This is a genomic window from Bacillus sp. FG16 (assembly GCF_057809515.1).
On the sequence record NZ_JBMDKC010000027.1, the window covers coordinates 37,788 to 61,858 of the forward strand.

Annotated in this window: 26 protein-coding genes and 1 pseudogene; 13 read left to right on the forward strand and 14 right to left on the reverse strand. The window is 36.9% G+C overall.

From position 1 onward, the window contains the following. The first annotated feature begins 67 nt into the window (after window positions 1–67). Window positions 68–622: a DUF2777 domain-containing protein gene (locus ACODS7_RS12375; protein WP_000616066.1), complete on the forward strand. Its 555-nt coding sequence runs from the start codon at window positions 68–70 to the stop codon at window positions 620–622. A gap of 59 nt (window positions 623–681) precedes the next feature. On the opposite strand, the gene ACODS7_RS12380 is transcribed toward ACODS7_RS12375, so the two are convergent. Further along, window positions 682–1,047, reverse strand: coding sequence for a YisL family protein (locus ACODS7_RS12380; RefSeq protein ID WP_000233494.1), 366 nt, complete (start codon window positions 1,045–1,047; stop codon window positions 682–684). Window positions 1,048–1,197: 150 nt separating this feature from the next. Between ACODS7_RS12380 and rocD the strand changes: the two genes are divergently transcribed. Next, window positions 1,198–2,388: an ornithine aminotransferase gene (rocD, locus tag ACODS7_RS12385; RefSeq protein WP_000616660.1), complete on the forward strand. Its 1,191-nt coding sequence runs from the start codon at window positions 1,198–1,200 to the stop codon at window positions 2,386–2,388. Between the two features lie 110 nt (window positions 2,389–2,498). Further along, window positions 2,499–2,780, forward strand: a complete 282-nt coding sequence (locus ACODS7_RS12390; protein WP_029442122.1) for a hypothetical protein — start codon at window positions 2,499–2,501, stop codon at window positions 2,778–2,780. A 35-nt stretch (window positions 2,781–2,815) separates the two neighbouring features. Here the strand turns inward: ACODS7_RS12390 and ACODS7_RS12395 are convergent, their stop codons facing one another. Next, on the reverse strand, window positions 2,816–3,715 hold the full coding sequence (locus ACODS7_RS12395; RefSeq protein WP_243168398.1) for a fumarylacetoacetate hydrolase family protein: 900 nt from the start codon (window positions 3,713–3,715) through the stop codon (window positions 2,816–2,818). A gap of 247 nt (window positions 3,716–3,962) precedes the next feature. Here ACODS7_RS12395 and ACODS7_RS12400 point away from each other — a divergent pair, with 247 nt between their 5' ends. The 7 genes from ACODS7_RS12400 (at window position 3,963) to gerPF (ending at window position 6,228) form a co-directional block, all read left to right on the forward strand. Beyond that, window positions 3,963–4,142 (forward strand): aspartyl-phosphate phosphatase Spo0E family protein, encoded by a 180-nt coding sequence (locus tag ACODS7_RS12400; protein ID WP_048565003.1) that lies wholly within the window; start codon window positions 3,963–3,965, stop codon window positions 4,140–4,142. A gap of 97 nt (window positions 4,143–4,239) precedes the next feature. Continuing rightward, the gene (gene gerPA, locus ACODS7_RS12405; protein WP_001111187.1) at window positions 4,240–4,461 is read left to right on the forward strand and encodes a spore germination protein GerPA; all 222 of its coding nucleotides are present in this window, start codon (window positions 4,240–4,242) and stop codon (window positions 4,459–4,461) included. A 14-nt stretch (window positions 4,462–4,475) separates the two neighbouring features. Continuing rightward, window positions 4,476–4,682, forward strand: a complete 207-nt coding sequence (gerPB, locus tag ACODS7_RS12410) for a spore germination protein GerPB (RefSeq protein ID WP_001055456.1) — start codon at window positions 4,476–4,478, stop codon at window positions 4,680–4,682. 67 nt (window positions 4,683–4,749) lie between these two features. Continuing rightward, the gene (gene gerPC, locus ACODS7_RS12415; RefSeq protein ID WP_001070761.1) at window positions 4,750–5,364 is read left to right on the forward strand and encodes a spore germination protein GerPC; all 615 of its coding nucleotides are present in this window, start codon (window positions 4,750–4,752) and stop codon (window positions 5,362–5,364) included. A 6-nt stretch (window positions 5,365–5,370) separates the two neighbouring features. Next, window positions 5,371–5,565 (forward strand): spore germination protein GerPD, encoded by a 195-nt coding sequence (gene gerPD / locus ACODS7_RS12420; RefSeq protein WP_001052807.1) that lies wholly within the window; start codon window positions 5,371–5,373, stop codon window positions 5,563–5,565. A gap of 18 nt (window positions 5,566–5,583) precedes the next feature. Next, a complete protein-coding gene (locus tag ACODS7_RS12425) occupies window positions 5,584–5,970 on the forward strand; it encodes a spore germination protein GerPE (RefSeq protein ID WP_016082499.1) in 387 nt (128 codons plus the stop codon). Between the two features lie 42 nt (window positions 5,971–6,012). Continuing rightward, window positions 6,013–6,228, forward strand: coding sequence for a spore germination protein GerPF (gene gerPF / locus ACODS7_RS12430; protein ID WP_001141570.1), 216 nt, complete (start codon window positions 6,013–6,015; stop codon window positions 6,226–6,228). Window positions 6,229–6,364: 136 nt separating this feature from the next. Here the strand turns inward: gerPF and ACODS7_RS12435 are convergent, their stop codons facing one another. From ACODS7_RS12435 to ACODS7_RS12460, 6 genes are all read right to left on the reverse strand, one after another. Further along, window positions 6,365–6,643, reverse strand: a complete 279-nt coding sequence (locus ACODS7_RS12435; protein ID WP_016082500.1) for an RNA polymerase alpha subunit C-terminal domain-containing protein — start codon at window positions 6,641–6,643, stop codon at window positions 6,365–6,367. A gap of 24 nt (window positions 6,644–6,667) precedes the next feature. Next, a complete protein-coding gene (addA, locus tag ACODS7_RS12440) occupies window positions 6,668–10,393 on the reverse strand; it encodes a helicase-exonuclease AddAB subunit AddA (RefSeq protein ID WP_243168397.1) in 3,726 nt (1,241 codons plus the stop codon). Beyond that, window positions 10,390–13,905, reverse strand: a complete 3,516-nt coding sequence (addB, locus tag ACODS7_RS12445) for a helicase-exonuclease AddAB subunit AddB (protein WP_243168396.1) — start codon at window positions 13,903–13,905, stop codon at window positions 10,390–10,392. Before addB ends, addA begins: the two co-directional genes overlap by 4 nt. Window positions 13,906–14,021: 116 nt before the next feature. Continuing rightward, window positions 14,022–14,585, reverse strand: coding sequence for a signal peptidase I (gene lepB, locus ACODS7_RS12450; RefSeq protein ID WP_016082503.1), 564 nt, complete (start codon window positions 14,583–14,585; stop codon window positions 14,022–14,024). Window positions 14,586–14,641: 56 nt separating this feature from the next. Beyond that, window positions 14,642–15,235 (reverse strand): TVP38/TMEM64 family protein, encoded by a 594-nt coding sequence (locus tag ACODS7_RS12455; RefSeq protein ID WP_043936619.1) that lies wholly within the window; start codon window positions 15,233–15,235, stop codon window positions 14,642–14,644. Between the two features lie 335 nt (window positions 15,236–15,570). Further along, window positions 15,571–16,152 carry a competence protein ComK gene (locus ACODS7_RS12460; RefSeq protein WP_043936618.1) on the reverse strand — a complete coding sequence of 194 codons (582 nt, stop codon included), beginning with the start codon at window positions 16,150–16,152 and terminating at the stop codon, window positions 15,571–15,573. A 282-nt stretch (window positions 16,153–16,434) separates the two neighbouring features. Between ACODS7_RS12460 and ACODS7_RS12465 the strand changes: the two genes are divergently transcribed. Then, window positions 16,435–16,620: a hypothetical protein gene (locus tag ACODS7_RS12465; RefSeq protein ID WP_016082506.1), complete on the forward strand. Its 186-nt coding sequence runs from the start codon at window positions 16,435–16,437 to the stop codon at window positions 16,618–16,620. 226 nt (window positions 16,621–16,846) lie between these two features. Here the strand turns inward: ACODS7_RS12465 and cspA are convergent, their stop codons facing one another. Then, complete coding sequence (cspA, locus tag ACODS7_RS12470; protein ID WP_000301522.1) at window positions 16,847–17,050, reverse strand: RNA chaperone/antiterminator CspA; 204 nt, start codon at window positions 17,048–17,050, stop codon at window positions 16,847–16,849. A 282-nt stretch (window positions 17,051–17,332) separates the two neighbouring features. Between cspA and ACODS7_RS12475 the strand changes: the two genes are divergently transcribed. Together ACODS7_RS12475 and ACODS7_RS12480 are read left to right on the forward strand one after the other, a co-directional pair. Beyond that, on the forward strand, window positions 17,333–17,827 hold the full coding sequence (locus ACODS7_RS12475) for a DUF6584 family protein (protein ID WP_043936617.1): 495 nt from the start codon (window positions 17,333–17,335) through the stop codon (window positions 17,825–17,827). Between the two features lie 19 nt (window positions 17,828–17,846). Continuing rightward, the gene (locus tag ACODS7_RS12480; protein WP_029442115.1) at window positions 17,847–18,638 is read left to right on the forward strand and encodes a phosphotransferase; all 792 of its coding nucleotides are present in this window, start codon (window positions 17,847–17,849) and stop codon (window positions 18,636–18,638) included. A gap of 111 nt (window positions 18,639–18,749) precedes the next feature. Here ACODS7_RS12480 and aceA read toward each other — a convergent pair whose 3' ends face one another. From aceA to ACODS7_RS12505, 5 genes and pseudogenes are all read right to left on the reverse strand, one after another. After that, window positions 18,750–20,027 carry an isocitrate lyase gene (aceA, locus tag ACODS7_RS12485; RefSeq protein ID WP_000787346.1) on the reverse strand — a complete coding sequence of 426 codons (1,278 nt, stop codon included), beginning with the start codon at window positions 20,025–20,027 and terminating at the stop codon, window positions 18,750–18,752. Between the two features lie 23 nt (window positions 20,028–20,050). Beyond that, a complete protein-coding gene (aceB, locus tag ACODS7_RS12490) occupies window positions 20,051–21,640 on the reverse strand; it encodes a malate synthase A (RefSeq protein WP_050842841.1) in 1,590 nt (529 codons plus the stop codon). Between the two features lie 220 nt (window positions 21,641–21,860). Next, window positions 21,861–22,628, reverse strand: a complete 768-nt coding sequence (locus ACODS7_RS12495) for an S-layer homology domain-containing protein (RefSeq protein ID WP_140163765.1) — start codon at window positions 22,626–22,628, stop codon at window positions 21,861–21,863. 138 nt (window positions 22,629–22,766) lie between these two features. Then, the gene (locus tag ACODS7_RS12500; RefSeq protein ID WP_016082513.1) at window positions 22,767–23,423 is read right to left on the reverse strand and encodes an S-layer homology domain-containing protein; all 657 of its coding nucleotides are present in this window, start codon (window positions 23,421–23,423) and stop codon (window positions 22,767–22,769) included. Between the two features lie 281 nt (window positions 23,424–23,704). Further along, window positions 23,705–23,999: pseudogene (locus ACODS7_RS12505) on the reverse strand (EamA family transporter); the annotation flags it as partial. Window positions 24,000–24,071: the final 72 nt, after the last annotated feature.

Below are 24,071 nucleotides of genomic sequence, written 5' to 3' on the forward strand. Positions count from 1 at the left end.
TAGTTATAAAGAATGCACGAACTGTCTATAACAGGAATAACTATTTTTCATAAAGGAGAAATCATGTATGATACAACGTAACCATATTTTATATAACCAGCCCCGCGCTCATACAGTCGGTAATGTAGAATATATAAACAATGAATGGGTATTCTTTGATGATGAAAATGATGAAGCATTTTTATTAGAAGATATTGCCGAAGATGGTTTTGAGATTTTATATAACAACAACTGGCTACCAGCTCGTTTCTATGAACAAGATATATTACAAATCGCTAACGAACAGCACCACCTGCAAAACGGGGAAATGATACGTATTCGAAAAAAATTACTTCTTAGCTATAATGAATGGCTCGAGGAATTACCTGACTCTGTGTTCACATTATTAACCGAATCATTGCAATCACTTCACTACTCTTTATATGATTGCATGTATTGTCATAATTATTTATCCTTCTTGCCGAAAGAGGAGTCACGCGAAGGAGTAAATATTCTTTTGTTTGATAACGAAGAGATGATCTGTACACTACAGCATCATTTCGTCCGTCACACTACATCCAATAAAAACATGTTCCGTTTTACGAAAGTAAATGGAGAAGAGTTACATATCGATGCGACATAAAAAGTAAAAACCACCTTAGCTCCCAAGTCTTTGAGATTATAAGGTGGCTTTATTTTTTATTAGAATACTTTCCAGCCAATCGGTAATTTCAGCCCAAGGTAAAATACTGCTACTAGCGCAACAATAAATAAGCCCCAAACCGCCCCTGTTGGTTTGTTTTTGCTCATTTTCACAAGAACCATTTCCATTCCACCGATAACTAAAATACCAGCTAACATTTTTAAGCCATACCACATGTGCATGCTACCTGTTGCTGTCTTCACAATACTCATGTACAACATGAAGCCTGTCACAATAATAATGATATACATTAGGCGAAGCCCCATATGTACACCTTTCCCTTTTCTTCCTGCTGAATAAAGTGAATACGCAACGAAGAATAAAATTAAACCTAACGCCCATGCTGTAATATGCATATGTACCATCGTATCCCTTACCTCCTCTTTTCACACTTTTTCACTCTATATGATAACATGTTCATTTATTTTCAGGAAATGTTTCGCTTTTTTACATTTAAATGCTATAATATTTAGAGTATTTACAAACTTCTTGTAATAACAAAAGGGGGAACAATCATGATTCAAACTAAGGATATTATCGAACTTACAGACACATATGGAGCAAATAACTATCACCCACTTCCAATCGTTATTTCTAAAGCAGAAGGTGTTTGGGTAGAAGATCCTGAAGGAAACCGCTATATGGACTTATTAAGTGCATATTCTGCAGTAAACCAAGGTCATCGTCACCCGAAAATTATTAACGCTTTAATTGACCAAGCTAATCGTGTTACGTTAACTTCTCGTGCTTTCCATAGCGATCAATTAGGTCCTTGGTACGAAAAAGTTGCGAAACTAACTAATAAAGAAATGGTACTTCCAATGAACACAGGTGCTGAAGCTGTTGAAACTGCAATTAAAACAGTTCGTCGCTGGGCTTATGATGTGAAGAAAGTAGAAGCAAACCGTGCTGAAATCATCGTTTGTGAAGATAACTTCCACGGACGTACAATGGGTTCTGTTTCTATGTCTTCAAATGAAGAGTACAAGCGTGGATTTGGTCCAATGCTTCCTGGCATCGTTGTAATTCCTTACGGTGATTTAGAAGCATTAAAAGCCGCAATTACACCAAACACAGCAGCATTCATTTTAGAGCCAATTCAAGGTGAAGCAGGAATTAACATCCCACCAGCTGGTTACTTAAAAGAAGCTCTTGAAGTATGTAAAAAAGAAAACGTTTTATTCGTAGCAGATGAAATTCAAACAGGCTTAGGCCGTACTGGTAAAGTATTCGCTTGTGACTGGGACGATGTAACTCCTGACATGTACATACTTGGTAAAGCACTTGGTGGCGGTGTGTTCCCGATTTCTTGCGTTGCAGCAAACCGCGACATTTTAGGTGTATTTGAGCCAGGTTCTCACGGTTCTACATTCGGTGGTAACCCACTTGCATGTGCTGTGTCTATCGCAGCCCTTGAAGTGTTAGAAGAAGAAAAATTAACAGAGCGTTCTCTTCAATTAGGAGAAAAATTAGTTGGGCAATTAAAAGAAATTGATAACCCAATGATCACTGAAGTTCGCGGTAAAGGTTTATTCATCGGTATCGAATTAAACGAGCCAGCTCGTCCTTACTGTGAACAACTAAAAGCAGCTGGGCTACTATGTAAAGAAACACACGAAAACGTAATTCGTATCGCACCACCTCTAGTAATCTCTGAAGAAGATTTAGAGTGGGCATTCCAAAAAATTAAAGCTGTATTATCGTAATAATAGAGAGGTTGTCCAACATGTTGGGACAACCTCTTTCTTTTTATATTCATTTATATTAAGATGAAATTGTAATTTTCTGTATTTTTGAATTATAAAGGAGGTGCGATATGCTATTAAGATATGGTAAACAGATTAACTATTTAGCTACATCTTTTATTTTAGTTACATTCTTTAGCTTCCTACTTTCCACAACATGGCTTCATTACTCAACTCCTACTACATTCACACTACTGAAAGCATCATTTTGGACTGCTGTTATTCTTACTATCATTGGTTTCGGACGAGAAAAAAGCGCACTCGCGGTTATATTATTTGGCATTTGTACACTTGCATTCATTGGTCTTTACACTTTTGCCGTTATCGATTACCTCTATAATCCGAGACCATAGAAAAGAGCTATCTTTATACAAGATAGCTCTTTTCTTTATTTCACTACATTTCGCAAAGTACCAATTCCTTCTACTGTAATGACCACTTCATCACCAGCATGTAAAAACTTCGGTGGTGTAAAACCTTTTCCGACACCAGCCGGGGTTCCTGTTGCGATAATATCGCCTGGTTCTAAAGTCATTCCTTTGCTTATCGTTGAAATAATTTCTTCTATCGAAAAAATCATTTTATTTGTGTTGGAAGTTTGCCTTACTTCTCCATTTACTACCGTTTCAATGTGTAATTCATTCGGCGCATTAACCACCGATTTATGAATTAAATACGGTCCCATCGGGCAAAATGTATCGAAGCTTTTCCCAAGGAAAAACTGTTTATGTTTTCTTTGAATGTCTCGAGCTGTTACATCATTTATAATCGTATAACCAAAAACATGCTCAAGCGCTTTTTCTTTTTTAATTTGCTTCCCTCGCTTACCAATAATGATAGCTAGTTCTCCTTCGTAATCTAGTTCGTCCGTTGCGTGAGGATGACCATTAATTTGCTCATTTATGCCAATAACTGTTGTTGGTGCTTTCGTAAAGATCATTATATTTTCTGGAATAGACTCTACTCCGCCCATTTCTACCGCATGCTCACGATAGTTTTTTCCAACGCACAAAATATTCTTTCTTGGCCTTGGAATCGGCGCTAATATTTTCACCTCTGTTAACGGATAATACGTCGCTTCCCCGTTCTCTTTTGCCCAATTTACAATTTCACATACTTTCTCAAAGCATTCAGTCCCTCTTTCAATACACTCTAACATTGTAATAGGGATTGTAACCTTTTCCCCTTTTTGTCTTTGCGCTTCTCTTAAGTGTAATACCTTTTCTTCTTCTTCATCCACAATACCTACAAATACCTTTTCTTCTTTCTTCGCCGTTACAAAACGCAATATTTCCACTCTCCATCCTAAAACTCATGCCCTTTAATTGTATTCGCATCCGCAAGAAAAAAACCTTCTCATGCACGCTAATTTTTACAATATTCTTCTCGCACCTTATTCGTTACTTATTCATTATTTAGCATAAAATGTAGAAATTTTACTTTTTTTAGCGAAGGCATTTCTTTTTTATGATTTTTTTGTATAATATGTACTACATATATACTAAAAATTTCATTTAGAGATGGAGCCGATTTCAATGTTTGAGCAAGCTATTGAAAAAAAACGTGAAAAAATGATCTATTTTGCTGAACGCTACGGAATGACTTCTCAAAGAACAGTGGATTGTAGCCAAGAACTGGACAGGCTCTTAAATGTAATTTGTCATGTACATACGAATTTCCACCCTACTCAAACGTTCAACACACACACGCAATAACGCGTGTGTTTCTTTTATTTCAAAAAAAACACACATTTTATTAGAAACGCCCATACAATAGTAGAAAAGAAAATTTTAAAAACGAAAGGTGTTTTGTATGCCAGCTATGGTCGGACATATCCGCATCGTCAATATTGGATCAAGTGGTATTTTTCATATCGGAGATGTATTTGCGATTAGGCCTATTAGTTACTCACGCGCTTTCGCCGGGGCCGGCTCTTTCAACGTTGGAGATAACGTTTCTGTCTACAATTATCAAAGTGCAACGACTGTCAACGATTCAGATGTAATCGATCAAGCGATAATTGGCTCAACTTAAAGGAGGCGATTGCATTGAATTTGTATGTAAACCAAAGTATCATCATCAACAGTATTAAAATTGATAGCATCACAACCTCTTCTGTATTCCAAATTGGTACTGCTGGAAGTATTAAAGCCCTATCTAAATTTTCAAATACGGGCGGATTTACGGAGCCACTTCGCCCATTACAGGCAAAAGGACAAATTATTTCTATCAAACCATCAACTAGTTCTTCTTAAGACATCCTTGTCATAAATATATAGCAGGAATATTTTTACCCTCCCTATTGAAAAGGAGGTTTCACAAATGAATCAAGATATATATACTTACTTACACCAACTTCAACAAGCTCTTCAAACACAACAAGCAGCCATCCTGAATTTAGAAGATCAAGTACGCCAACTCCAAGAAGAGCTTAACGAATTAAAAAATCGCCCCTCCTCTTCTGTAGGAAAAGTGGAATACAAATTCGATCAATTAAAAGTCGAAAATTTAAATGGTACTTTAAATATTGGCTTAAATCCATTTTCAGCAAAAGGACAACAAATTGAAGATTTTCAAGTGGATACAGAAACATTGAAGGTAAATCCTGAAACCGAAACAAATCCAGACTTTTATCAAGGTATCCTCCAAGAAATGCATCGATACTTAGATGAAGAAGCATATAATCGTATTCTACATTTTGAACAAGAAGAGAGAACACCGCTTGATGAAATGTATCGACAAATGATGGTGGATGACATAAAAAAACAGATGGAGCATCGACTCCCTTATTATTTATCACAAGTTCAATCATATGAAGGTATTTCAACAGATCCAGATTATTTACGAGATATCATTATTCAGGCAATGAAACAAGATATTGACAAAGCCTTTCTCTCCTTTATTCAGCACATACCGGGAAATTTCCGAAAGGAGTAAGTATGTATGAACCTTAACGTTGTAAACCGTGAGTTAAAAGTCGGACAGATTAAAATGAACGGTGTATCGTCGTCCGCACTCTTTTTAATTGGAGATGCCAATCTCCTCATTCTATCTTCTATTCTCGATACACCATTCGAAACTGTTACAGAGGGACCATTTGTACCATTAGTAACAGATGTCCCTCCTACTCCAGGTTAATAAGGAGACTGAGAAATTATGTTGCATCATGTGTCCATTGTCCAAAATGTTTCTATTATTTCTTTAGGGATTACTGCCGTATTTCAAGTTGGAGATGCAAACCAAATGGAATTAAAAAGTAGAGCTCTTGCCGTCCACCGTGAAATTCCTTGTTATATAAGGGGAGAAGGTCGCTTTGATGCTTTTGAAATCTTTACAGATGAACACATTACAATTCCAAAACGAACGACAGATGTAAAATTAAACATTGTAAATGAATGCCCTTTTATTGAAGTTAATAATGTTGAATTGCGGACACTTTTAAATTCTGGTTGCTTTCAAATTGGAAATGTTGATTATGTTTTTAATAACTCTCGTATTATGCAAATCCGCCAATATATTACGGATGAACCTTCCGCACAATAATTCATATAGTAATTAAAAAGCTTAGTAAAGTAGGTGGATGGTATGCCTTCGGTTGTAGGAAATCTCGTCGTTCAAAACAGTAACGGCTCTTTCAACTTAGGAGATTTTTATAACGTGTCTCCGAAAGAAAACACGAAAGCCTATAACGGATCTGGAGCTTCCAATGTTGGGTTTGTTGTGAATACTTTTAGCGGTGTTAGTGCAACAAATACGTTTGATTCTGATGTGGCGGATCAAGATCAGATTGGAACAGCGTAAAAAAAGTAGGAGATATTCTCCTACTTTTTTCTTTTATCTAATTCAAATTATTAAAATGAAATTTTAATAATCAAGAGCTTTACTGTTCACAAATAGTAGTATAAACAAGTAAGTAGTGAAGAGGCACTATTTCATTTTATTTAAATGATAATCCGCTCTCCTCCAAAGCATGTCTAAGCTTCGGCAAAGACGCAGGTCCCATACCATGCAGTTTTAAAATTTCTTTTTCACTATATTTTGAGAGTTCTTCTACAGTTTGAATTCCACGGTGTTCTAATGCCCTTCTTGCTGGCGCTGAAAGAAGAGAGAGAAAACCTTCTTTTGGTTTTCTCTCTTTCTCACAGGTTGGGCAAGTTGGACAATCGCTACTTTTATAGTACTCGTGTCCCTGTTCACAAGTTCTTAACGTTGTCATTTTTTTATAGCCCCTTTCTGTTGTCTATCCTTCAATATTTACAACGTGATTCCCATCAAAGAAGTATAAACATTTCTCTTTCACAGGATGTTGTAAGCTTTTCTCCAGTGCTTTTGCATATAACGAAAGTTGCACTTTATATCGATCTTCTAAAATTGGTTTTGCTTGTTCGAATCCGCCTGGGAATTTCCCTTCAATCGTATCTGTTTTGAAGTCGATTAACGTAATGCCATCTTCCTCTTCAATCATGCAGTCGATAACCCCTTGGACAAGAATCGTTTCTTCACTCTTCCCTTGCCAATCTTGATATGCTTCTTTTGCTGCAAGCATCATCGTAAATGGTACTTCGCGCTCTACACTTTTTGCCGCTAATACCCTTTTACCTAAGTCACTGTCAAAGAATGAAATTACTTTTTCAATCGCTATTTCTTCCGCCTGCTCGAATGTTAATAATTCCTTATTTACCATTCCAGCAATTTGCTCTTGAAGAACTTCAACCGTAATCGGCTTCTTCAAATCAACATGCTGCATAACGGCATGGACTGCTGTTCCACGCTCTGCGTACGTTAACCCTTTTTTCTCCATAAAGCGCGGGCGTGTTTTAATTGGTGCACGTAGTTTTTTAATAAAGGCGTTATCGCTACCTTCTTCAGATTGATAATTTCTCTTTATTTCTGTAACAGACTGCTTCGCACGATGAGATGTCGCATCCTCATATCCGTACTTCCACATTAATCTGTTATACACTTCTTCTTTCCGTTCACTTTCTAATGGAACAGCCTTTTTCTCACGAAGCGCTTCTAACAATTCTTGTTTCTCTTCTTGAACTGGCTCTGGTGCAAGTAGCGTATTACCGTCCACAACTTCTACTTTCCAGCTAGTGTCATACCCGTAAATTTCACTTGGAATACTTCCTTGTCCTAATTCAAGAAGCATTTCACTATCACGATGTCTATATAATGAAGGTGCAATCCAGTCTAAATAACAAGACGCTCCGGCACGTATGTGATCTGGTAATAACCATTCATTATGTTCCCTCGCATCAAGCCATTTTTCCATTTCCTTATTTGCATCCTTAACTGTTCCGATTAAAATTAACTTCTCTTTCGCACGCGTTAACGCTACATATAATACACGCATTTCTTCCGCGATTAATTCCATTTTCATTTTGCGTTTAATTGCAAGTTGCGATAATGTCGTATATTTAATTCGTTTACGCGGATCGATAAATTGTGAACCGAAACCGAAATCTTTATGCAGTAAGAAACGCTTCATTAAGTCTTGTGTATTAAAACGACGACCGAGTCCAGCTACAAATACGACCGGGAACTCTAGCCCTTTACTTTTATGAATCGTCATAATGCGAACAACGTCTTCTTGTTCACCGAGGGCTCTCGCCGTACCCATATCATCACCGCGTTCTAAAATACGTTCAATAAAACGCAAGAAGCGGAATAACCCTCTAAATGATGTTGCTTCATATTGTCTTGCACGGTCATATAGTACGCGTAAGTTTGCCTGTCTTTGCTTTCCTGCTGGTAAACCGCCAACGAAGTCGTAATAACCTGTCTCACCGTACACTTTCCAAATTAAATCAGAAAGTGATTGTTGACGTGCAAATTCACGCCACCCTTGCAGTAAATTATAAAACCACTCTAATTTATCATGAAGTTCTTGCTCTTCTTCAAGCGGTGCTCCTTTTAAGAACGAGCTCATTACTTCATAAAATGACCCTTTCTTCCCATGAGCACGAAGCGTCGCAAGGTCTTCATCATTTAGTCCCACAATCGGTGAACGAAGTACAGCTGCAAGCGGAATATCTTGCATCGGATTATCAATAACGCGGAATACGTTCATCATAATATTTACTTCTGTCGCTTCAAAATAACCAGTCGCAAGGTCAGCATATACTGGAATTCCTTGCAATTTTAACTCTTCCATAATTTGCGGCGCCCACGGCATCGAGCGGAGTAAAATAACGAAATCACGGTATTGTACAGGGCGCATACTATCATTTTTACGATCATACACTTCATAACCTGAATCAACCATCGCTTTAATACGCTGCGCCATAAGACGAGCTTCTAGCTGTGCTTTTTCGACTTCTGCACCTTCTTCTCCATCCATTACTTCTTCTTCCGTTTGCTGAATACATAATAGCTCTGCCGCTACATCTTCACCTTCTGGATAGCTAGCACCTAGCTTTAATTCAGCATCAGCATCGTAGTCAATCTCCCCAACTTCTTCGCCCATAATTTGTTTGAAAATAAAGTTCGTACCTGCTAGTACTTCATGACGACTACGGAAGTTTTTCGCTAAGCCAATCTTCATTCCGCCGCCCGACCCTTCTTGTGTGAAGCGTTTATACTTTCCTAGGAATAGTCCTGGTTCGGCTAGTCGGAAACGATAAATCGACTGCTTTACATCACCAACCATGAACAAGTTTCCTTCACTCTCAGAATCTTTCGTTACGAATTTAATAATGGATTCCTGTACAAAGTTCGTATCTTGATATTCATCGACTAACACTTCAGCAAATTTATTACGATATTGAAGCGCTACTGCTGAAGGATTCATTTCACCATTTTCACTTTGTTCACTTAAAATTTGTAAACAGAAATGCTCTAAATCTGTGAAATCGACCATTCCTTTATCTCGCTTCATCGCTTGGAAACGCTCTGTAAATACTTTTACAAGTTGAACAAGCTTTTCTAATACAGGGTGCATATCTTGAAAATCTCGTAAGAAACTTTCAGGTTTGCGGCTAAATAACTCTTCTTGTAATTTCTTTACTTCATCTTTCGCTTTATTACGAAGAGAGTCTACTTGTTTTACAACATCTTCATTGTAATCACTTTTCTTAATACGCTTTAATGTTTGCCACGATACGTTTTGCATCGCTTCATACAATCTTGTCCACGACTCACGAGCAGCTGATGATAGCGTTCCAAGTAAAGCTACATCTGCTTGCAGGGTTTCAACGCGAGGAGCAGGACCGTCAGGAAGCATTGCGAGTTCAGTTGCCTTACGAATATGCTGTTCCGCTGTTTCAAGCTGGAATTTCACATCTTCTAATAAGTAAGAAGCATATACTAAATCTTCAATAGTCTTTCCTTCTACGTCATATGCTTCTACTAATTTATCAAGCCATTTTCCCGGATTTGGATGCGCTCTTGACTCTGTATGAAGCGCTAAAATCATACGTTGTAAGTCATCATCACTACGGTCACTCGTATAACGATCAACAAGTTCAAAGAAGATTGTATTATCTTCGATTCCGTACTCTTCTTCTAATATGTCATCTAGCACTTCTTCTTTTAACAATTCATTTTCTGTTTGATTCGCGATACGGAAACGAGGATCAACATCAAGCATGTAGTAATATCCTCTAATGACTTGTAAACAAAATGAATGAATTGTTGAAATGGAAGCTTTATTTAATAGGCTCAGCTGCTTTCTTACGTGCTGAGATCCTGGTTCATCAATTAATACCTTTTCTAACGCTTCCCCAATTCGGTTTTTCATCTCTTGCGCTGCTGCATTCGTAAAGGTTACAACGAGCAGGCGGTCGACATCGACTGGATTTTCTTCATTAATAATCTTCTTGATAATACGTTCAACTAATACTGCTGTTTTACCTGACCCAGCTGCAGCCGCAACTAAAATATCACGTCCGTTCGCTACAACAGCTTTCCACTGGTCATCCGTCCATTGACTACCTTCTGGTTTTTTAGGCCAATTTTCTATCATTCTCCGCCAACCTCCTCTCTTATTTTCTCCATCGCTTCACTATCTTTCATATCTTTTAACGATCGGAACCGATTATCTTCAAGTGACTCATCAAACTGACAAACAGATTTAAAGTTACAGAACGTACATGCTGCTTTATTTCCCATTTTATAAGGAGCAATATCAATAACACCTTCTGTAATGTCTTTTCCGATATTTTCAAACGTATGGTGTACATATTTCTGTAGTACGTTAAACTCTTGCTCGCTTGCAATACTTGAACGCGCACTAAAGCTACCGTCTTTTTTCAGGCCAGCAGAAATAATATCTGAACTTCCTGTTGAAAGTTTGTTATCCATTAAACGAACAACGTCAGCATCTCCTAGTACGAGTCCTTTCATTTTAAATTTCTTTAATATTTCCTTTTCAATCTCAGCTTCAGATGCGTCACCTTTCATCTCAACAATTGGGTTATGAATATGGAAGTACAGTACACCAGCTGGTGATGCTGCGTGGCCTTTTTTCATCCACGTCTGTGCATTTGAAGTAACAACGTCTAAATACGTTAACATTTGAAGTGCTAATCCGTAATACACTTCCGTTAAATCTAACGCTTTTGAACTTGATTTATAATCAATAATACGTAAGAACGTCCCGTTTTCATCTTCTGCCTTATCAACACGGTCAATACGGCCGACAACTTCCATCTTCACACCATTTGGTAACGAGAATTCCATCGGCGGAAGCGATCCTGTACCACCCATACCGAACGGCACTTCTAAATCAACTGGTACGAATCCGCTTGACTTCGCATGTTCACGAAGAATGATTGACGTACGGAAAATGATTTGTTGTAGTTTTTGTTTTAAATAGAAATGACGGTTTGAACTTAATAAAATTTGTCGTTGTAATAACGGTGCGATTTCTTCTATTACTAAAACAGAAAGATGTTCACACTCTTTTATGGATAAATCCGCCCAAGTGCGGTTTTCACGCAATAACTTGTCCGCAATTTTCTTTAATGCCGCATGGAATAATTCGCCTATGTCTGGCGCATCAAGCTTGAAAATATCACGCTCTCTAAGCGATAAACCGTGCTGCGCAAAATGAGCATATGCACAACGGTTAAATAGTTCCATACGAGAGACGCTTCCTTTAATTGTATCTCCGTATAAATCTCTACTTACTGCTGTACTTAGTTTCTGCGCACGATTTCGATAGAATAAACTTGATAAGACGCGGCTACTTTTTTGTTTCCATTCATCTGAAGTTACGTAGAAATTATATACGTCCCACCAAAAGTCTAAATTCCCTTCAAATCCGTATCGCTTCCACGTTTGTAGTTGCTGCATAACGTAAGATAACGTTACTTCTGGCGTTGCTACATATGAAATTTGTTCTGAACGTGATAAATCGTTTACGTCATTCGTAATAAATGAATCTTTCACATTAGGGAACATTCTTTTTATTTTCTTAATAAAGCTAGACGCAAGTAACGTCTTTCCTTCTTCATCTGCAAGCGGGCATGAAATGTATAACTTCTCAGACGCTCTCGTTACCATTTGATACATAACGAACTGTTCTTCTAACAAAGTTTGTCTTGTCGTTGGCGCTAATTCAATCCCTGCCGCACCAAGAACTTCTCTTTCCTCATCAGAAAGCATCCCTTCGTCCATAGGTGCTGCTGGAATGACACCCTCATTTACACCTATAATAAACGTTGCTTTCACGTCAGATAACCTGGAGTGATCAATATTAGCAATTAACACTTGGTCTAATGACGGCGGAATGTTAGCAAATTGAAGTGCCTCAAGACCTGTCGACATAACGTCAGTAAACATAGAAAGAGACATTTTCTCTTCCCCAAGCATCTCTACAAATGTATCAAGAAGGCTCATTACTTCTTCCCATACTTGTTCATGATCTGTCGCAAATAAGAAATCTCCACTTTCTTCTGCACGTATACGTAATTCTTCTAGTTTCTTCGGAACATCCAGTTCTTCTAAAAACAAGTAAACTGCTTCACACATTTGCATAACTGTCCCTGCACGCTTTAACCTTTTTTGCATGCGAATAACAGGTGTTCTTACAACGTCACGTAGCCTATTTATTTTCTCTTCCATTTCACGTTCACTGTCTGTAATCATCCCGTTCGTATCATCAAGAGAACGATAACGGCGATACATCCATGGATCTTCAGCAGTCCATCTCTTTCCTTGTACACCGTACGCTAAACAGTAATTTTCAAATTCATCCATTTCTTCACGCATCGCTTCTTTTCTTACGTCTAATGGATATAAAAGCTCTGTTTTCACGCAACGGAACACCGCATCATAACGCCAATTCCCACTAATAATCTCGAGTGCAGAACGAATACATTCTACTAATGGGTGGTGTGACATCGGGCGTTTTTCATCGATGAAGTGCGGGATATTATAATCTGTAAATAACGTTCGCATCACATCGTAATAACTTTCCCCATTACGAAGAAGCACTGCAATATCTCGGTAACGATATTTTTCATCCGCGACAAGTTTACGAATTTCACGAGCAACACCTTCTACCTCCGCTCGTAAATTCGCAGCTGTACTAATCGTTACACTCGCTTCACCGTTAAATTTCTCATTCGGACGCGCTTCATAATGAGCTTCTAAATGCGCTAATGCCGGAGAATGAAAACGCGGCTGTTCTATAAGTGGAATTGTTTTTTCAATTTCTATTTTCTCTTCACGCGCTACTTGTTTTATTTTTTCATACGTTAACGTCGTTTCATAAAATAAATCGAGTTCATTTACTGGCTGCGCTAACGTTTTTTCATCTATCGTTAACGTGATCGTAACTCTCGCTCCACAAATCATAAGCTGCCTTAAAATCTCTAACTCTTGCGGGGAGAATGAATGAAATCCATCTATATAAATTTCCGCACCATTTACATATTCAGACTGCGGAAGCTTTTCCACTAGCAATTGCAGGTAGTCTTCTGAATCTAAGTATTTTCCAATTAAAGCACGCTCAAAATCATCATATAGTAACTGTAAATCATACACTTTATTCGCTAGTAACTTTTGTTCGGCACTGCTACTATGCGCATCTAATTGTTGCCACATTTCATATACGTTAGATGGCGTTACATTGTAACGTTTAAACTCTGCAATCATACTGCCAAGATGTTCAAAGAAACCGTTTTGCTCCGCTGCTTTTTGGAACACCGATAATCCATCTTTACGAGACTCTACAATTTTACGGAGTAACATATGTACACCAGCTTCATCAATATGAAGACGACTCGCTCCGCCAACTTCTTGCAGCACCTTCCACGCTAATCTTGAAAAACTAAAAACTTGTGCCCGAATAGAACCTCTTACATCCTCACTTCCAATTAACGCCTGCTGCGTCTGGAATGTCATCTGTTCTGGCACAAGATATAATATTGTTTTCCCTCTCGGGCGCTGTTTTAACTCTTCTTGCACTTCGCGTAAACAAAGTGTACTTTTTCCACTTCCCGCTCTACCAATCACAAATCGAAGTGACATGTAACCCCACCTTTCACTTACATAACGAACGTTAGTTTGCTACTATAATTGTATTATAGTACACGAAAAAAGACAAACTGAGTTGTTTGTCTTTTCTATACTTCTACTTCATTATATCAACCTTTTGAAAAATTCGTTTGCACCTCTTGAATTGGCCAATATCGCAAATCAACTTTCCCGACGACTGTATCAGCTTTTACAAAGCCAAAGTGTCTACTATCCCAGCTCCCGAGCCGGTTATCACCTACTACAAAAATAAACCCGGGTGGCACCAGCTTTTCTTTCGTTAACTCTTCTAATTTAAAATCGCCTGTTAGTTGCCTTCCATTTATCTCTTTCTTATACTTCTCTAAATACGGCTCATCAATAAATTGTCCGTTTATATATAATTTATCATGCCTATATTCAATATGATCTCCAGGTAAACCGATAATTCGCTTTACATAGTCCTCTTTTTTATTCGCATGAAACACCACAACGTCAAATCTGTTCAAGTCCCCAACTTGATAACTCACCTTATTTACAACGAGCATATTGCCATCTTGCAAGGTCGGCATCATTGACTTCCCCTCTACAACATACGTTGAAAAGAAAAACGTTCGAAAAAATACAGCTAATAATACACCAATTAAAATTGTTCGTATCCACTCTATGCCTTCTTTTTTCAAAGTTTTCTTCATCTGCTTCTCCCCTTATCCTTTAATAATGAAGCCTACACTTATAAAGAAGACTATTCTTACTGTAATTCTAACTTTACTTCAATTTTCTTACCGACATACCATAAAATAAAAATACCAATCGCTACAATGACTGATTTCACCGGATTATGAATAAATGACATTAAATCATGACCGATATACGTTAAAATAAAAATCATCACAAGCTTTCCGAATGCTAACGCTAGCCCAAACTGTTTTACACTAATTCGGGATAAACCAGCGACAACATTTATTAGCGCTGACGGTGTAAACGGAAAACAAAATATAACAAAAATCGGTGCGAATCCTTTCCTTTCAATCCACCCCATTGCTTTTCGTACTCTCTCATGCTTATTTACAAACGAAAAGAAACGACTGCGGCCAAAATGGCGGATGATGAAAAAGACAAGTAAGGCACCCATTACTGATCCAAGCCATGAATAAAGAAAACCGAGCCAAAAGCCAAATGCAACAGCATTCGCCAGTACAAATACGATAAGCGGTAATGCTGGAATCAACGCCTCTATCATCGGTAAACCAATACCAAGAAGTGGTCCAAACGCTTTATAACTCTCAACAATATGATCCATATTTTCTGGTGAAAAATACTCTTTGATTGTCTGAAAATCCATTCTACACTTTACCCCTTTACTCTAAATACTATCCCTACTGTATCATCGCTTATATGAAAGAGGAAATGGTAGATACGACATATGGAGATGTATTTATTAAAGTTTCCATATCTTTCATAAGAATTCCTTCATTATTTAGCTATGATAATCTATCAATATTCGACAGGACGTGTCGTTCGTTTTGTTATTTAGATGGTTTTCCGATATTTTTATCGGCACATGAAATTACACTGTTGATTTTCTAAACATATCAATTACAACTCGTTTTTTCTAATATATCGCCTTATCGACAAAGACTGATAAATAAAAAAAAGAATGGGGATTCCCCCATCCTTTCACACTTCGCCTTCCTTAACAAAATACACTCTCTCATAAGCGGGTCTTAATGTTGATTCCTCTTTTTTATCAATCTCTTTAAAACAAGGGCTCCCTTGTTTTTTCCTACGATCTTCATATTCAGTACGTAATTTCGCTGTACGATTTTGTTGATTTTCAAAACTAGTTTTTGATATTTCTAATTTCACAGCAAAGCCATTTATAAATCTAATAATAAGATTTCCATCTTTTAATTCTTTATTACTTTCAATATAAAAATGAGACAACCACGCGCACTCTTTTCTAGAGTAAGAATAGGTAGGGAAAAAATAAAGTTGATCTGTAGGACTAATCGCAATTGGTGCTTTATGTGTGATATTAGTTAACTCTTTCGTTCCTTCTTTTCTGCCTAAGAAACTCGAGCCATGCTTTCGGCAACTTCTTTCTATAATATCTAGAGGTTTTTGAAATACGAAAAAAGAATCATTCATTTCAACGACTCGCGTAACAATTTTCTTTTCACTGAGAATAATAGGAAGTAATGCCATCGTATTTTTCGTTACAACATAATTTTCAACATAGCGTTCCACTTTACTTTCCATACTCTATTATCTCCTTTTTCCATTTATATTAGCAGCTGCATGTATAATTTTAGCACCTATGAAAAGGAAATGGTCTGTACATTCCACTATTTTACATTATTTTATCATTTATCAAACATTCTTTAAATTAAAAAATAAGTATATAATAATAAAAAGATAATATTATGCACAAAAAAGCATTTATACTACTATAAATATTTGAAATCACTTCTTCATTTCACATCATTACAACAATTAACTTTGCTATAATTAAAATGTAAATCCAATATACGGAGGGCCACTATGGAAGAAAAAGAGATTCAACCATCGATTCAAATGAAAAATAGTAGCGTCATTATCGTGAAAAACTCAGCTAGTATTATATTCGGTTTATTTTTTATTCTGCTATTCTTTGCCAAACCGTTTCGTAAATCAAAATGTCCCGAATGCAAAAAACGTGAGAAGAAAAAAGTGGCGAAAGAAGAATAAAAGGCTTTCCTTTTTGGAAAGCCTTTTATTCTTCTTCATATTCATATATTTTCGCGTATGCTTTTATCTCTTCAATCGTATATATCAAGTACAACTTCACTTGTATATTTTTCAATCATACCTACTCCCGTCCCCTCTTCCTTCCCCTTGTCCTTATCACTCATATATCTAGACAACAAAAAAAGGATGGCATAAGCCATCCTTTTTTCCATCATCAACTATAAAATTATAGTTTGATTACGTTTTTAGCTTGAGGTCCACGGTTACCTTCTTCGATTTCGAAGCTAACTTTTTGGCCTTCTTCTAGAGATTTGAAACCTTCAGTTTCGATTGCAGAGAAGTGTACGAATACGTCGTTTTCGCCTGGAACTTCGATGAAACCGAAGCCTTTTTCGTTGTTAAACCATTTTACTTGTCCTGTTACTGCCATGATTATTTCCTCCTAAGAAAATACAAATTTAATTTTTTTAGTCTTCCTGTCTAAAAAAAGAATCCACACATTATCAAATACGAAACATAAACTAGTTCTCACATACTTTTTCTCGTTCGTTTTCAGCACTTGATAACATATGGATTGCTTAATTTAACTATTCAACTGACATCATCATAGCACATTAAAATAAAATGTACAATCTTTTTCTAAAATGGAATTTCTAATTTTTAGTATTTCTTATAAAATATAATTATCTCTATTCCAAATAAGGAGGAATTTATGAACAACAAAATTCCTAGAAAAACATTAAAAAGAATCGAAGAGGATATTGAAAATAATAATCTTGGAAAAGCAAGAGATAGATTGCATGGCCTCATCTTTACATACCCAAATGAATTACATCTTCGAAAACAACTCGGAGATATTTATTATACATTACAATATCCAGAAATGGCTGGACGTTACTGGTATCTAGAGAAACATAAAACAGACATTATGCATGAATCATGTTTATTATTTGAAAAATCAATGGGAAATAATCCTCATCATATTGCACGTGCTTTAAAGTTTAAAGGCGATTCTAACCATTTAAAAGGTTTGTATAAAGATCAACCTTTATCTTCAGTGCAGAAGAAAGTAGCAGAGGAGTTAATTTATGAGTATAAAGAAACATGGCAAGATAAGCTAGTTCCTTTTGGCTGTCTAGCATTCCTTGCTTGCCTTCTCTTTTCTGCCATTGTTGGTCTATTCACTATTTGGAATTGGATTTTTTAATTATAGGGGGAATTTTCACATGTCAAACTACGATAACGAAGAAAAGCTAACAGGCGGAAACGTTTCGAACGTATATCGTTCTGAAAATACTGTTCGTCGAGAATTAAAGCCAGATAGCGCAAAGATCCATAAGCTATTACAACACTTAGAAAACAAAGGATTTCATTATGCTCCAAAGTTTTTAGGTGTAGATGAAAAAGATAGAGAGATTTTATCCTTTATTGAAGGAGAAGCTGGCAATTATCCTTTAAAAGAATATATGCGATCTAATGATGTATTAAAAGAAATCGCAAAGATGCTCCGCCTTTACCATGATGCTGTAAGTGATTTTCCGTTATTAGATGATTGGAAACCGATGAATCACACGCCAAATAACATTGAGGTTTTATGTCACAATGATTTTGCCATATATAACATTATTTTCAATAATGAGAAACCAGTAGGGATTATTGATTTCGATGTTGCTGCTCCTGGTCCAAGACTATGGGATATCGCTTATACACTTTATACTTGTGTGCCTTTAAGTAGAGTGTATTATACAGAATCTGGTGAAGCCATTCATTATGAATCATCGCAACATGCAGATCGTATTAAAGAAAAAGTGAAGTTGTTTGTTCAATCCTATGGTAAAAATATGGGTGAAGATTACTTAGGAATGGTGTTGCTTCGTTTAGAAGGGTTATGTACATATATGAAAAGAAAAGCTCAAGAGGGCGATATTAACTTCCAAAGAATGATTGATGAAGGACATCTAGAGCATTATGAAAAAGATATAAAGTTTATTCGCGAGCATAGAGGGGATTGGATCTGATAAACATATGACGATATTGTCATTTCGTGTCGGTAAGTTAGTATAATTTCCTTTACTCTCGCATCAATTACAAAATAACAAGGGGCACCCTTCAAAAAGGTGCCCTTCCTTTTATTTCGTAAACTGTGCTTCTTCTGTAGATCCTTTTAACGCTGTCGTTGATGAAGTTCCGCCTGTAATTACTTGTGCAACTTCATCAAAGTAACCTGTTCCTACTTCGCGTTGATGACGTGTTGCAGAGTAGCCATGTTTTTCAGCTGCGAATTCTGCTTGTTGTAGTTCAGAGTATGCTGCCATGCCGCGCTCTTTATAGCCACGTGCTAGTTCAAACATACCGTAATTTAATGAATGGAATCCAGCAAGCGTTACGAATTGGAACTTATAACCGTAAGATGCGATTTCCTTTTGGAAGCTCGCAATTGTTTTTTCATCTAGTTTTTGTTTCCAGTTAAATGATGGAGAGCAGTTGTAAGCAAGTAGCTTTCCCGGATGCTCCTTATGAATTGCGTCCGCAAATCGTTTTGCATCTTCTAAATTTGGTTCCGACGTTTCACACCAAACGAGGTCTGCATACGGTGCATACGCTAAACCGCGCGCAATTGCTTGATCAAGACCTGCATTCGTACGGTAAAATCCTTCTGGTGTTCTTTCTCCTGTAATAAATGCTTTATCAACAGGATCGATATCGCTCGTAATTAAATCAGCTGCATCTGCATCTGTTCTTGCAACGATAATTGTCGGCACTCCCATTACATCTGCTGCAAGGCGTGCAGAAATTAAATTGCGTACTGCTGTTTGCGTTGGTAGTAGTACTTTTCCGCCTAAATGGCCACATTTTTTCTCTGAAGATAATTGATCTTCAAAATGCACACCTGATGCACCTGCTTCAATCATACCTTTCATCAGTTCGAATACGTTTAATTGTCCACCAAATCCAGCTTCTGCATCTGCTACAATCGGTACGAAATAGTCTGTATCATCGCTTCCTTCCATATGCTGAATTTGATCCGCACGTTGAAGTGTTTGATTAATTCGTTTCACTACAGCAGGTACGCTGTTCGCTGGATATAAACTTTGGTCTGGATACATATGTCCAGAAAGGTTTGCATCAGCTGCTACTTGCCAACCACTTAAGTAAATCGCTTTTAACCCAGCTTTCACTTGTTGCATCGCTTGGTTTCCTGTTAATGCGCCAAGTGCGTTAATATAGTCTTCTGTATGAAGCGATGTCCAAAGCTTCTCAGCACCGCGGCGCGCTAATGTATGTTCAATATCAATCGATCCGCGCAGGCGAATTACATCTTCTGCCGAATATGGACGTGTGATCCCTTTCCAACGCTCATCTAATTCCCAGCTCTCTTGTAATTTCTCGATTCTTTCGTTTTTCATTTGTTCCATCCCCTTTTCATTTTTTATAAAATTTCATAACCCGGTAATGTTAAAAATGGTACGAATTCATCATTTCGAACGAGATTTGTAAACAACGTTGTCGCTTCTTGGAATCTCCCTTTCTTAAAGGCTTCCTTACCAATCTCTCTTTCTATTTTTGCTAATTCTTCTTCTTTTAGCTCTTCCATTAATTCAAGCGTAATATTACGACCATCATTTAGTTTTCCACCTTCATGACGAATCCATTGCCATACTTGTGCTCTTGAAATTTCAGCAGTTGCCGCATCTTCCATTAAGTTATAAATGGGTGCTGCTCCCCGTCCGCTTAACCAAGATGCAATATATTGAATACCTACGCTAATATTCATGCGAAGGCCCTCTTCTGTAATCGTTCCCATCGGTACCTCTAGTAAATTGTTTTCTGTTACACATATTTCTTCACGTTTTCTAAAAATTTGATTCGGTGTTTTCATAATGTGATTAAATACTTCCATTGCAACCGGTACAAGTCCAGGGTGGGCAACCCAAGTCCCGTCATGACCATCTAAAGCTTCGCGCTCCTTATCAGCACGCACTTTTTCAAAAGCTGCTTCATTTGCTTCTGGATTATTTTTAATCGGAATTTGTGCCGCCATTCCTCCAATTGCTGGTGCATTACGACGGTGACATGTTTGAATTACTTTCAAAGAATACGAACGCATAAATGGCGCCGTCATCGTAACTTGCGCTCTATCTGGTAGTAAGAATTTATTATGATTACGGAAACTCTTTAAAAAGCTAAAAATATAATCCCATCTTCCGCAGTTTAAGCCAGCAGAATGATCTTTTAGCTCATACAAAATTTCATCCATTTCAAACGAAGCGTGAATCGTTTCCAGTAACACAGTTGCTTTAATCGTTCCATTTGGAATGCCGATATATTTTTGAGCAAATACGAATACATCATTCCATAATCTCGCTTCTAAATAACTTTCCATTTTTGGTAAGTAAAAGTATGGGCCGCTCCCTTTTGCTAAAAGAGCTTTCGCATTATGGAAAAAGTACAAGCCAAAATCTACTAAGCTACCCGATATATTTTCCCCATCAACTTGCATATGCTTTTCCTCTAAATGCCATCCTCTTGGACGTACAATGAGTACAGCTGTTTTCTCATTTAATCTATATTCTTTCCCTTTATCATTTTCATGTGAAATCGTTCCCTTTACTGCATCTCGTAAGTTGATTTGACCTTCAACTGCATTTTCCCAAGTTGGTGAATTCGAATCTTCAAAATCCGCCATAAAAAGATGCGCTCCTGAATTTAAAGCGTTAATGACCATCTTTCTATCTACCGGTCCAGTAATCTCTACGCGTCGGTCCTCTAAGTCTTTTGGCAGCTTGGCAATTGTCCAATCCGCTTCACGTATGTGTTTTGTTTCTTCTAGAAACTTCGGAAACTCCCCTGCATCAATTCTCTTTTGTTTTTCTACACGTTTTTGTAAAAGTTCTATGCGGCGCTCATTAAAATTCTCATGTAGTTCCTTCAAAAAACTAAGCACCTCAGGTGTCAATATTTCGTTGTACGCTGGTAACATTTCTCCAACGAGTGTAACCCGTGAAGTTTGCGTCGACATATTAGCATCCCCTTCTTAAACTGTTTTATAACAGATTTGATTTCATGTTTTATATTATATAACAAATCTTCAGAAAAGGAAGTTTTTTTTGAAAATTCATTTCATTTTTTTCAAAACGCCATTCTTTCGCACTTTATTTCATACAAAAAAAGGTCGCTGTTATACAACAACGACCTTTTTTGTATTATTTTTAAATTTCACTTTGACTAGTTAAACTTTATTACTGCCCTTGTTCCATATCATGCAATATTGCTCTATGTAAAAACTGTGCGTATTGTTCTCTCGTTACCTTCATAGACGGACCGAATTTACCTTCTCCGATTCCCATTGTAATACCATTTGTTTGTACTGCACTAATTGCGTTCGTTGCCCATGAATTTGCTGAAACATCATTAAAGTTATGAGATCCCTTCGCCTGTAAGTCAAAAGCATTCGTAAGAACTTGTGCCATTTCCGCACGCGTTAACGTCGCCTTCGGTCTAAAGTTTCCATTCTCGTCTCCCTGGAAAATTCCCATTTCCGTTAAAGCCAATATCTCCTCGATAAAGCTTGTTGAATTTTCATCGATATCTCCATATGGGTTTTCATATTCATCTTGTTCTTCCATATCAAACACACGGTAAATTAAAGCTGCAACTTGCTCACGTGTTACATTATCCCCAAAACCAAATATTCCATCGCCATATCCCAAAATAATTTCTTGTTCCGCTAATTCATGAATTGCCTCATATGCCCAATGTCCTTTTGGTACATCTTTAAATACAATTGTATTTGTTTTTTGCAACGGTGCACTTTCCGCTTTTACACTGTTACTCTCTGCTGAGAATAACACCCCACCCATAATTGTTAATGCTGTAGCTGTTTTTAATAATTTTTTGCTCATCAAATTATCTCCCCAATATGTATATGTTTTTTTAAAAATATACAGAATAAATGGTATAGTGACAATATATTTTCCGACACATTTCGTGACGGTTTTGTGAATCATATTACACATCATGTCTTTTTCATCGGATTGATTATAAAGCTTGTGTATAACCATAAAAATACATAAATACGAATAATAATTCTTTTTTAAACAAACAAAAAAGCACAAATATTTCTATTTGTGCTTTCATATTTCACTCTACTTCCAATCCTCTTTTAAATGATAATTAATAATCGCATTATTAATAAACTGAGCATATTGTTCTCTAGGTACAGGGCGATTTAATTCATACATGCCATTCCCAGTTCCTCTCACAACATTATTAGATTGTAACGCACTAATTGCATCTTCTGCCCAGTGACCTTTTGGAATATCTTTAAATGTATGTTTTTGTTTCGTTTCAAAATTAAATGCTCGTTTTAAAATGACAGCCATTTCCGCTCTAGAGATTGGTGCTTTCGGCCTAAAATCCCCTTGGCCATCCCCTGTAAAAACACCACGTTTTGTTAACGCCAAAATTTCCTTTTTAAAAGTTGTTGTACTATCAGAAACATCTTTATATGGATTCGCTACTGGCCCTTCTTCTTTTATCTCAAGTGTTCTGTAAATAGTCCCAGCTACTTGTTCACGTGTTATAAGATCGCCAACACCATACTTCCCGTTTCCATACCCTAATATAATTTTATGATATGCTAAATCCATAATAGCGTCATATGCCCAAAATCCGTATGGAACATCTTCAAACACAATCATTTGTGGATACTCTTCCGCTTTTACAGGCGTCACATTCGTCCCTGCAAATATACCTCCTGCCATTGTCGCAATCATCATTACACCCAATATTTTTTTCTTCATTGTCCTCTCTCCCTATTTCATTCAAATAAAATGAATTTCATTGTTTCAGGAGTACTCTTTTTTGGTGAATGTAAGATAAAATGCAAATCTTCTAGAAGAAATATTTCTACTACCTTTCTGCTTTATGCCTCCTTCTTTCTTTTTCAAAAAGGAAGTTGTCACATCTAAGGTGTTATATACTAAAACATTCTACAATTTCTTTATAAACTCCTTTTCACTTTACAACTTCCCTTTATTGGCGCGTAAAGGAGATACCTAATGACGGTTACTATATTCATGATCTATATTTCAGAGGTAGCATTCCCCTTCACTGATAACTCGCCTTCTCTTCCCTTGCGAAAAGTTAGTGCCATCCCTACAAATATAAGGATAATCCCTATTACTTGCATCTAAATCCGGTCTAATAGTTTGGCAACAGCAGGATCTAAAAACACTAATACAGAAATAATTCTCGTCGATAAACCTCTTAAACTGTCAAAAAACAAGTAATATACAAATCTAGTATGTATAAGTCCTGTAGCTGTAATCATCGCCTTGAAAATGCCGGAAATCTACGAATAGTAGTAATAAAAAAAGCATCCTTTTTTATTAAAATGAAGTGACCCCTAAAAGTTAGACACGGTTATTTCATTAGGCAGCTTGATAAAA

What these genes read in the sequence shown, in the direction of transcription:
- ACODS7_RS12480 (WP_029442115.1), top strand. Translation starts at nt 17,847, where the DNA reads ATGTCAAACTACGATAACGAAGAAAAGCTAACAGGCGGAAACGTTTCG.
- ACODS7_RS12455 (WP_043936619.1), bottom strand. Translation starts at nt 15,235, where the DNA reads ATGGATTTTCAGACAATCAAAGAGTATTTTTCACCAGAAAATATGGAT.
- ACODS7_RS12390 (WP_029442122.1), top strand. Translation starts at nt 2,499, where the DNA reads ATGCTATTAAGATATGGTAAACAGATTAACTATTTAGCTACATCTTTT.
- lepB (WP_016082503.1), bottom strand. Translation starts at nt 14,585, where the DNA reads ATGAAGAAAACTTTGAAAAAAGAAGGCATAGAGTGGATACGAACAATT.
- ACODS7_RS12375 (WP_000616066.1), top strand. Translation starts at nt 68, where the DNA reads ATGATACAACGTAACCATATTTTATATAACCAGCCCCGCGCTCATACA.
- gerPF (WP_001141570.1), top strand. Translation starts at nt 6,013, where the DNA reads ATGCCTTCGGTTGTAGGAAATCTCGTCGTTCAAAACAGTAACGGCTCT.
- ACODS7_RS12495 (WP_140163765.1), bottom strand. Translation starts at nt 22,628, where the DNA reads ATGATTCACAAAACCGTCACGAAATGTGTCGGAAAATATATTGTCACT.
- ACODS7_RS12400 (WP_048565003.1), top strand. Translation starts at nt 3,963, where the DNA reads ATGTTTGAGCAAGCTATTGAAAAAAAACGTGAAAAAATGATCTATTTT.
- cspA (WP_000301522.1), bottom strand. Translation starts at nt 17,050, where the DNA reads ATGGCAGTAACAGGACAAGTAAAATGGTTTAACAACGAAAAAGGCTTC.
- ACODS7_RS12380 (WP_000233494.1), bottom strand. Translation starts at nt 1,047, where the DNA reads ATGGTACATATGCATATTACAGCATGGGCGTTAGGTTTAATTTTATTC.
- gerPA (WP_001111187.1), top strand. Translation starts at nt 4,240, where the DNA reads ATGCCAGCTATGGTCGGACATATCCGCATCGTCAATATTGGATCAAGT.
- aceA (WP_000787346.1), bottom strand. Translation starts at nt 20,027, where the DNA reads ATGAAAAACGAAAGAATCGAGAAATTACAAGAGAGCTGGGAATTAGAT.
- ACODS7_RS12425 (WP_016082499.1), top strand. Translation starts at nt 5,584, where the DNA reads ATGTTGCATCATGTGTCCATTGTCCAAAATGTTTCTATTATTTCTTTA.
- rocD (WP_000616660.1), top strand. Translation starts at nt 1,198, where the DNA reads ATGATTCAAACTAAGGATATTATCGAACTTACAGACACATATGGAGCA.
- gerPC (WP_001070761.1), top strand. Translation starts at nt 4,750, where the DNA reads ATGAATCAAGATATATATACTTACTTACACCAACTTCAACAAGCTCTT.
- ACODS7_RS12435 (WP_016082500.1), bottom strand. Translation starts at nt 6,643, where the DNA reads ATGACAACGTTAAGAACTTGTGAACAGGGACACGAGTACTATAAAAGT.
- addB (WP_243168396.1), bottom strand. Translation starts at nt 13,905, where the DNA reads ATGTCACTTCGATTTGTGATTGGTAGAGCGGGAAGTGGAAAAAGTACA.
- ACODS7_RS12475 (WP_043936617.1), top strand. Translation starts at nt 17,333, where the DNA reads ATGAACAACAAAATTCCTAGAAAAACATTAAAAAGAATCGAAGAGGAT.
- aceB (WP_050842841.1), bottom strand. Translation starts at nt 21,640, where the DNA reads ATGTCGACGCAAACTTCACGGGTTACACTCGTTGGAGAAATGTTACCA.
- ACODS7_RS12465 (WP_016082506.1), top strand. Translation starts at nt 16,435, where the DNA reads ATGGAAGAAAAAGAGATTCAACCATCGATTCAAATGAAAAATAGTAGC.
- addA (WP_243168397.1), bottom strand. Translation starts at nt 10,393, where the DNA reads ATGATAGAAAATTGGCCTAAAAAACCAGAAGGTAGTCAATGGACGGAT.
- ACODS7_RS12500 (WP_016082513.1), bottom strand. Translation starts at nt 23,423, where the DNA reads ATGAAGAAAAAAATATTGGGTGTAATGATGATTGCGACAATGGCAGGA.
- ACODS7_RS12460 (WP_043936618.1), bottom strand. Translation starts at nt 16,152, where the DNA reads ATGGAAAGTAAAGTGGAACGCTATGTTGAAAATTATGTTGTAACGAAA.
- gerPD (WP_001052807.1), top strand. Translation starts at nt 5,371, where the DNA reads ATGAACCTTAACGTTGTAAACCGTGAGTTAAAAGTCGGACAGATTAAA.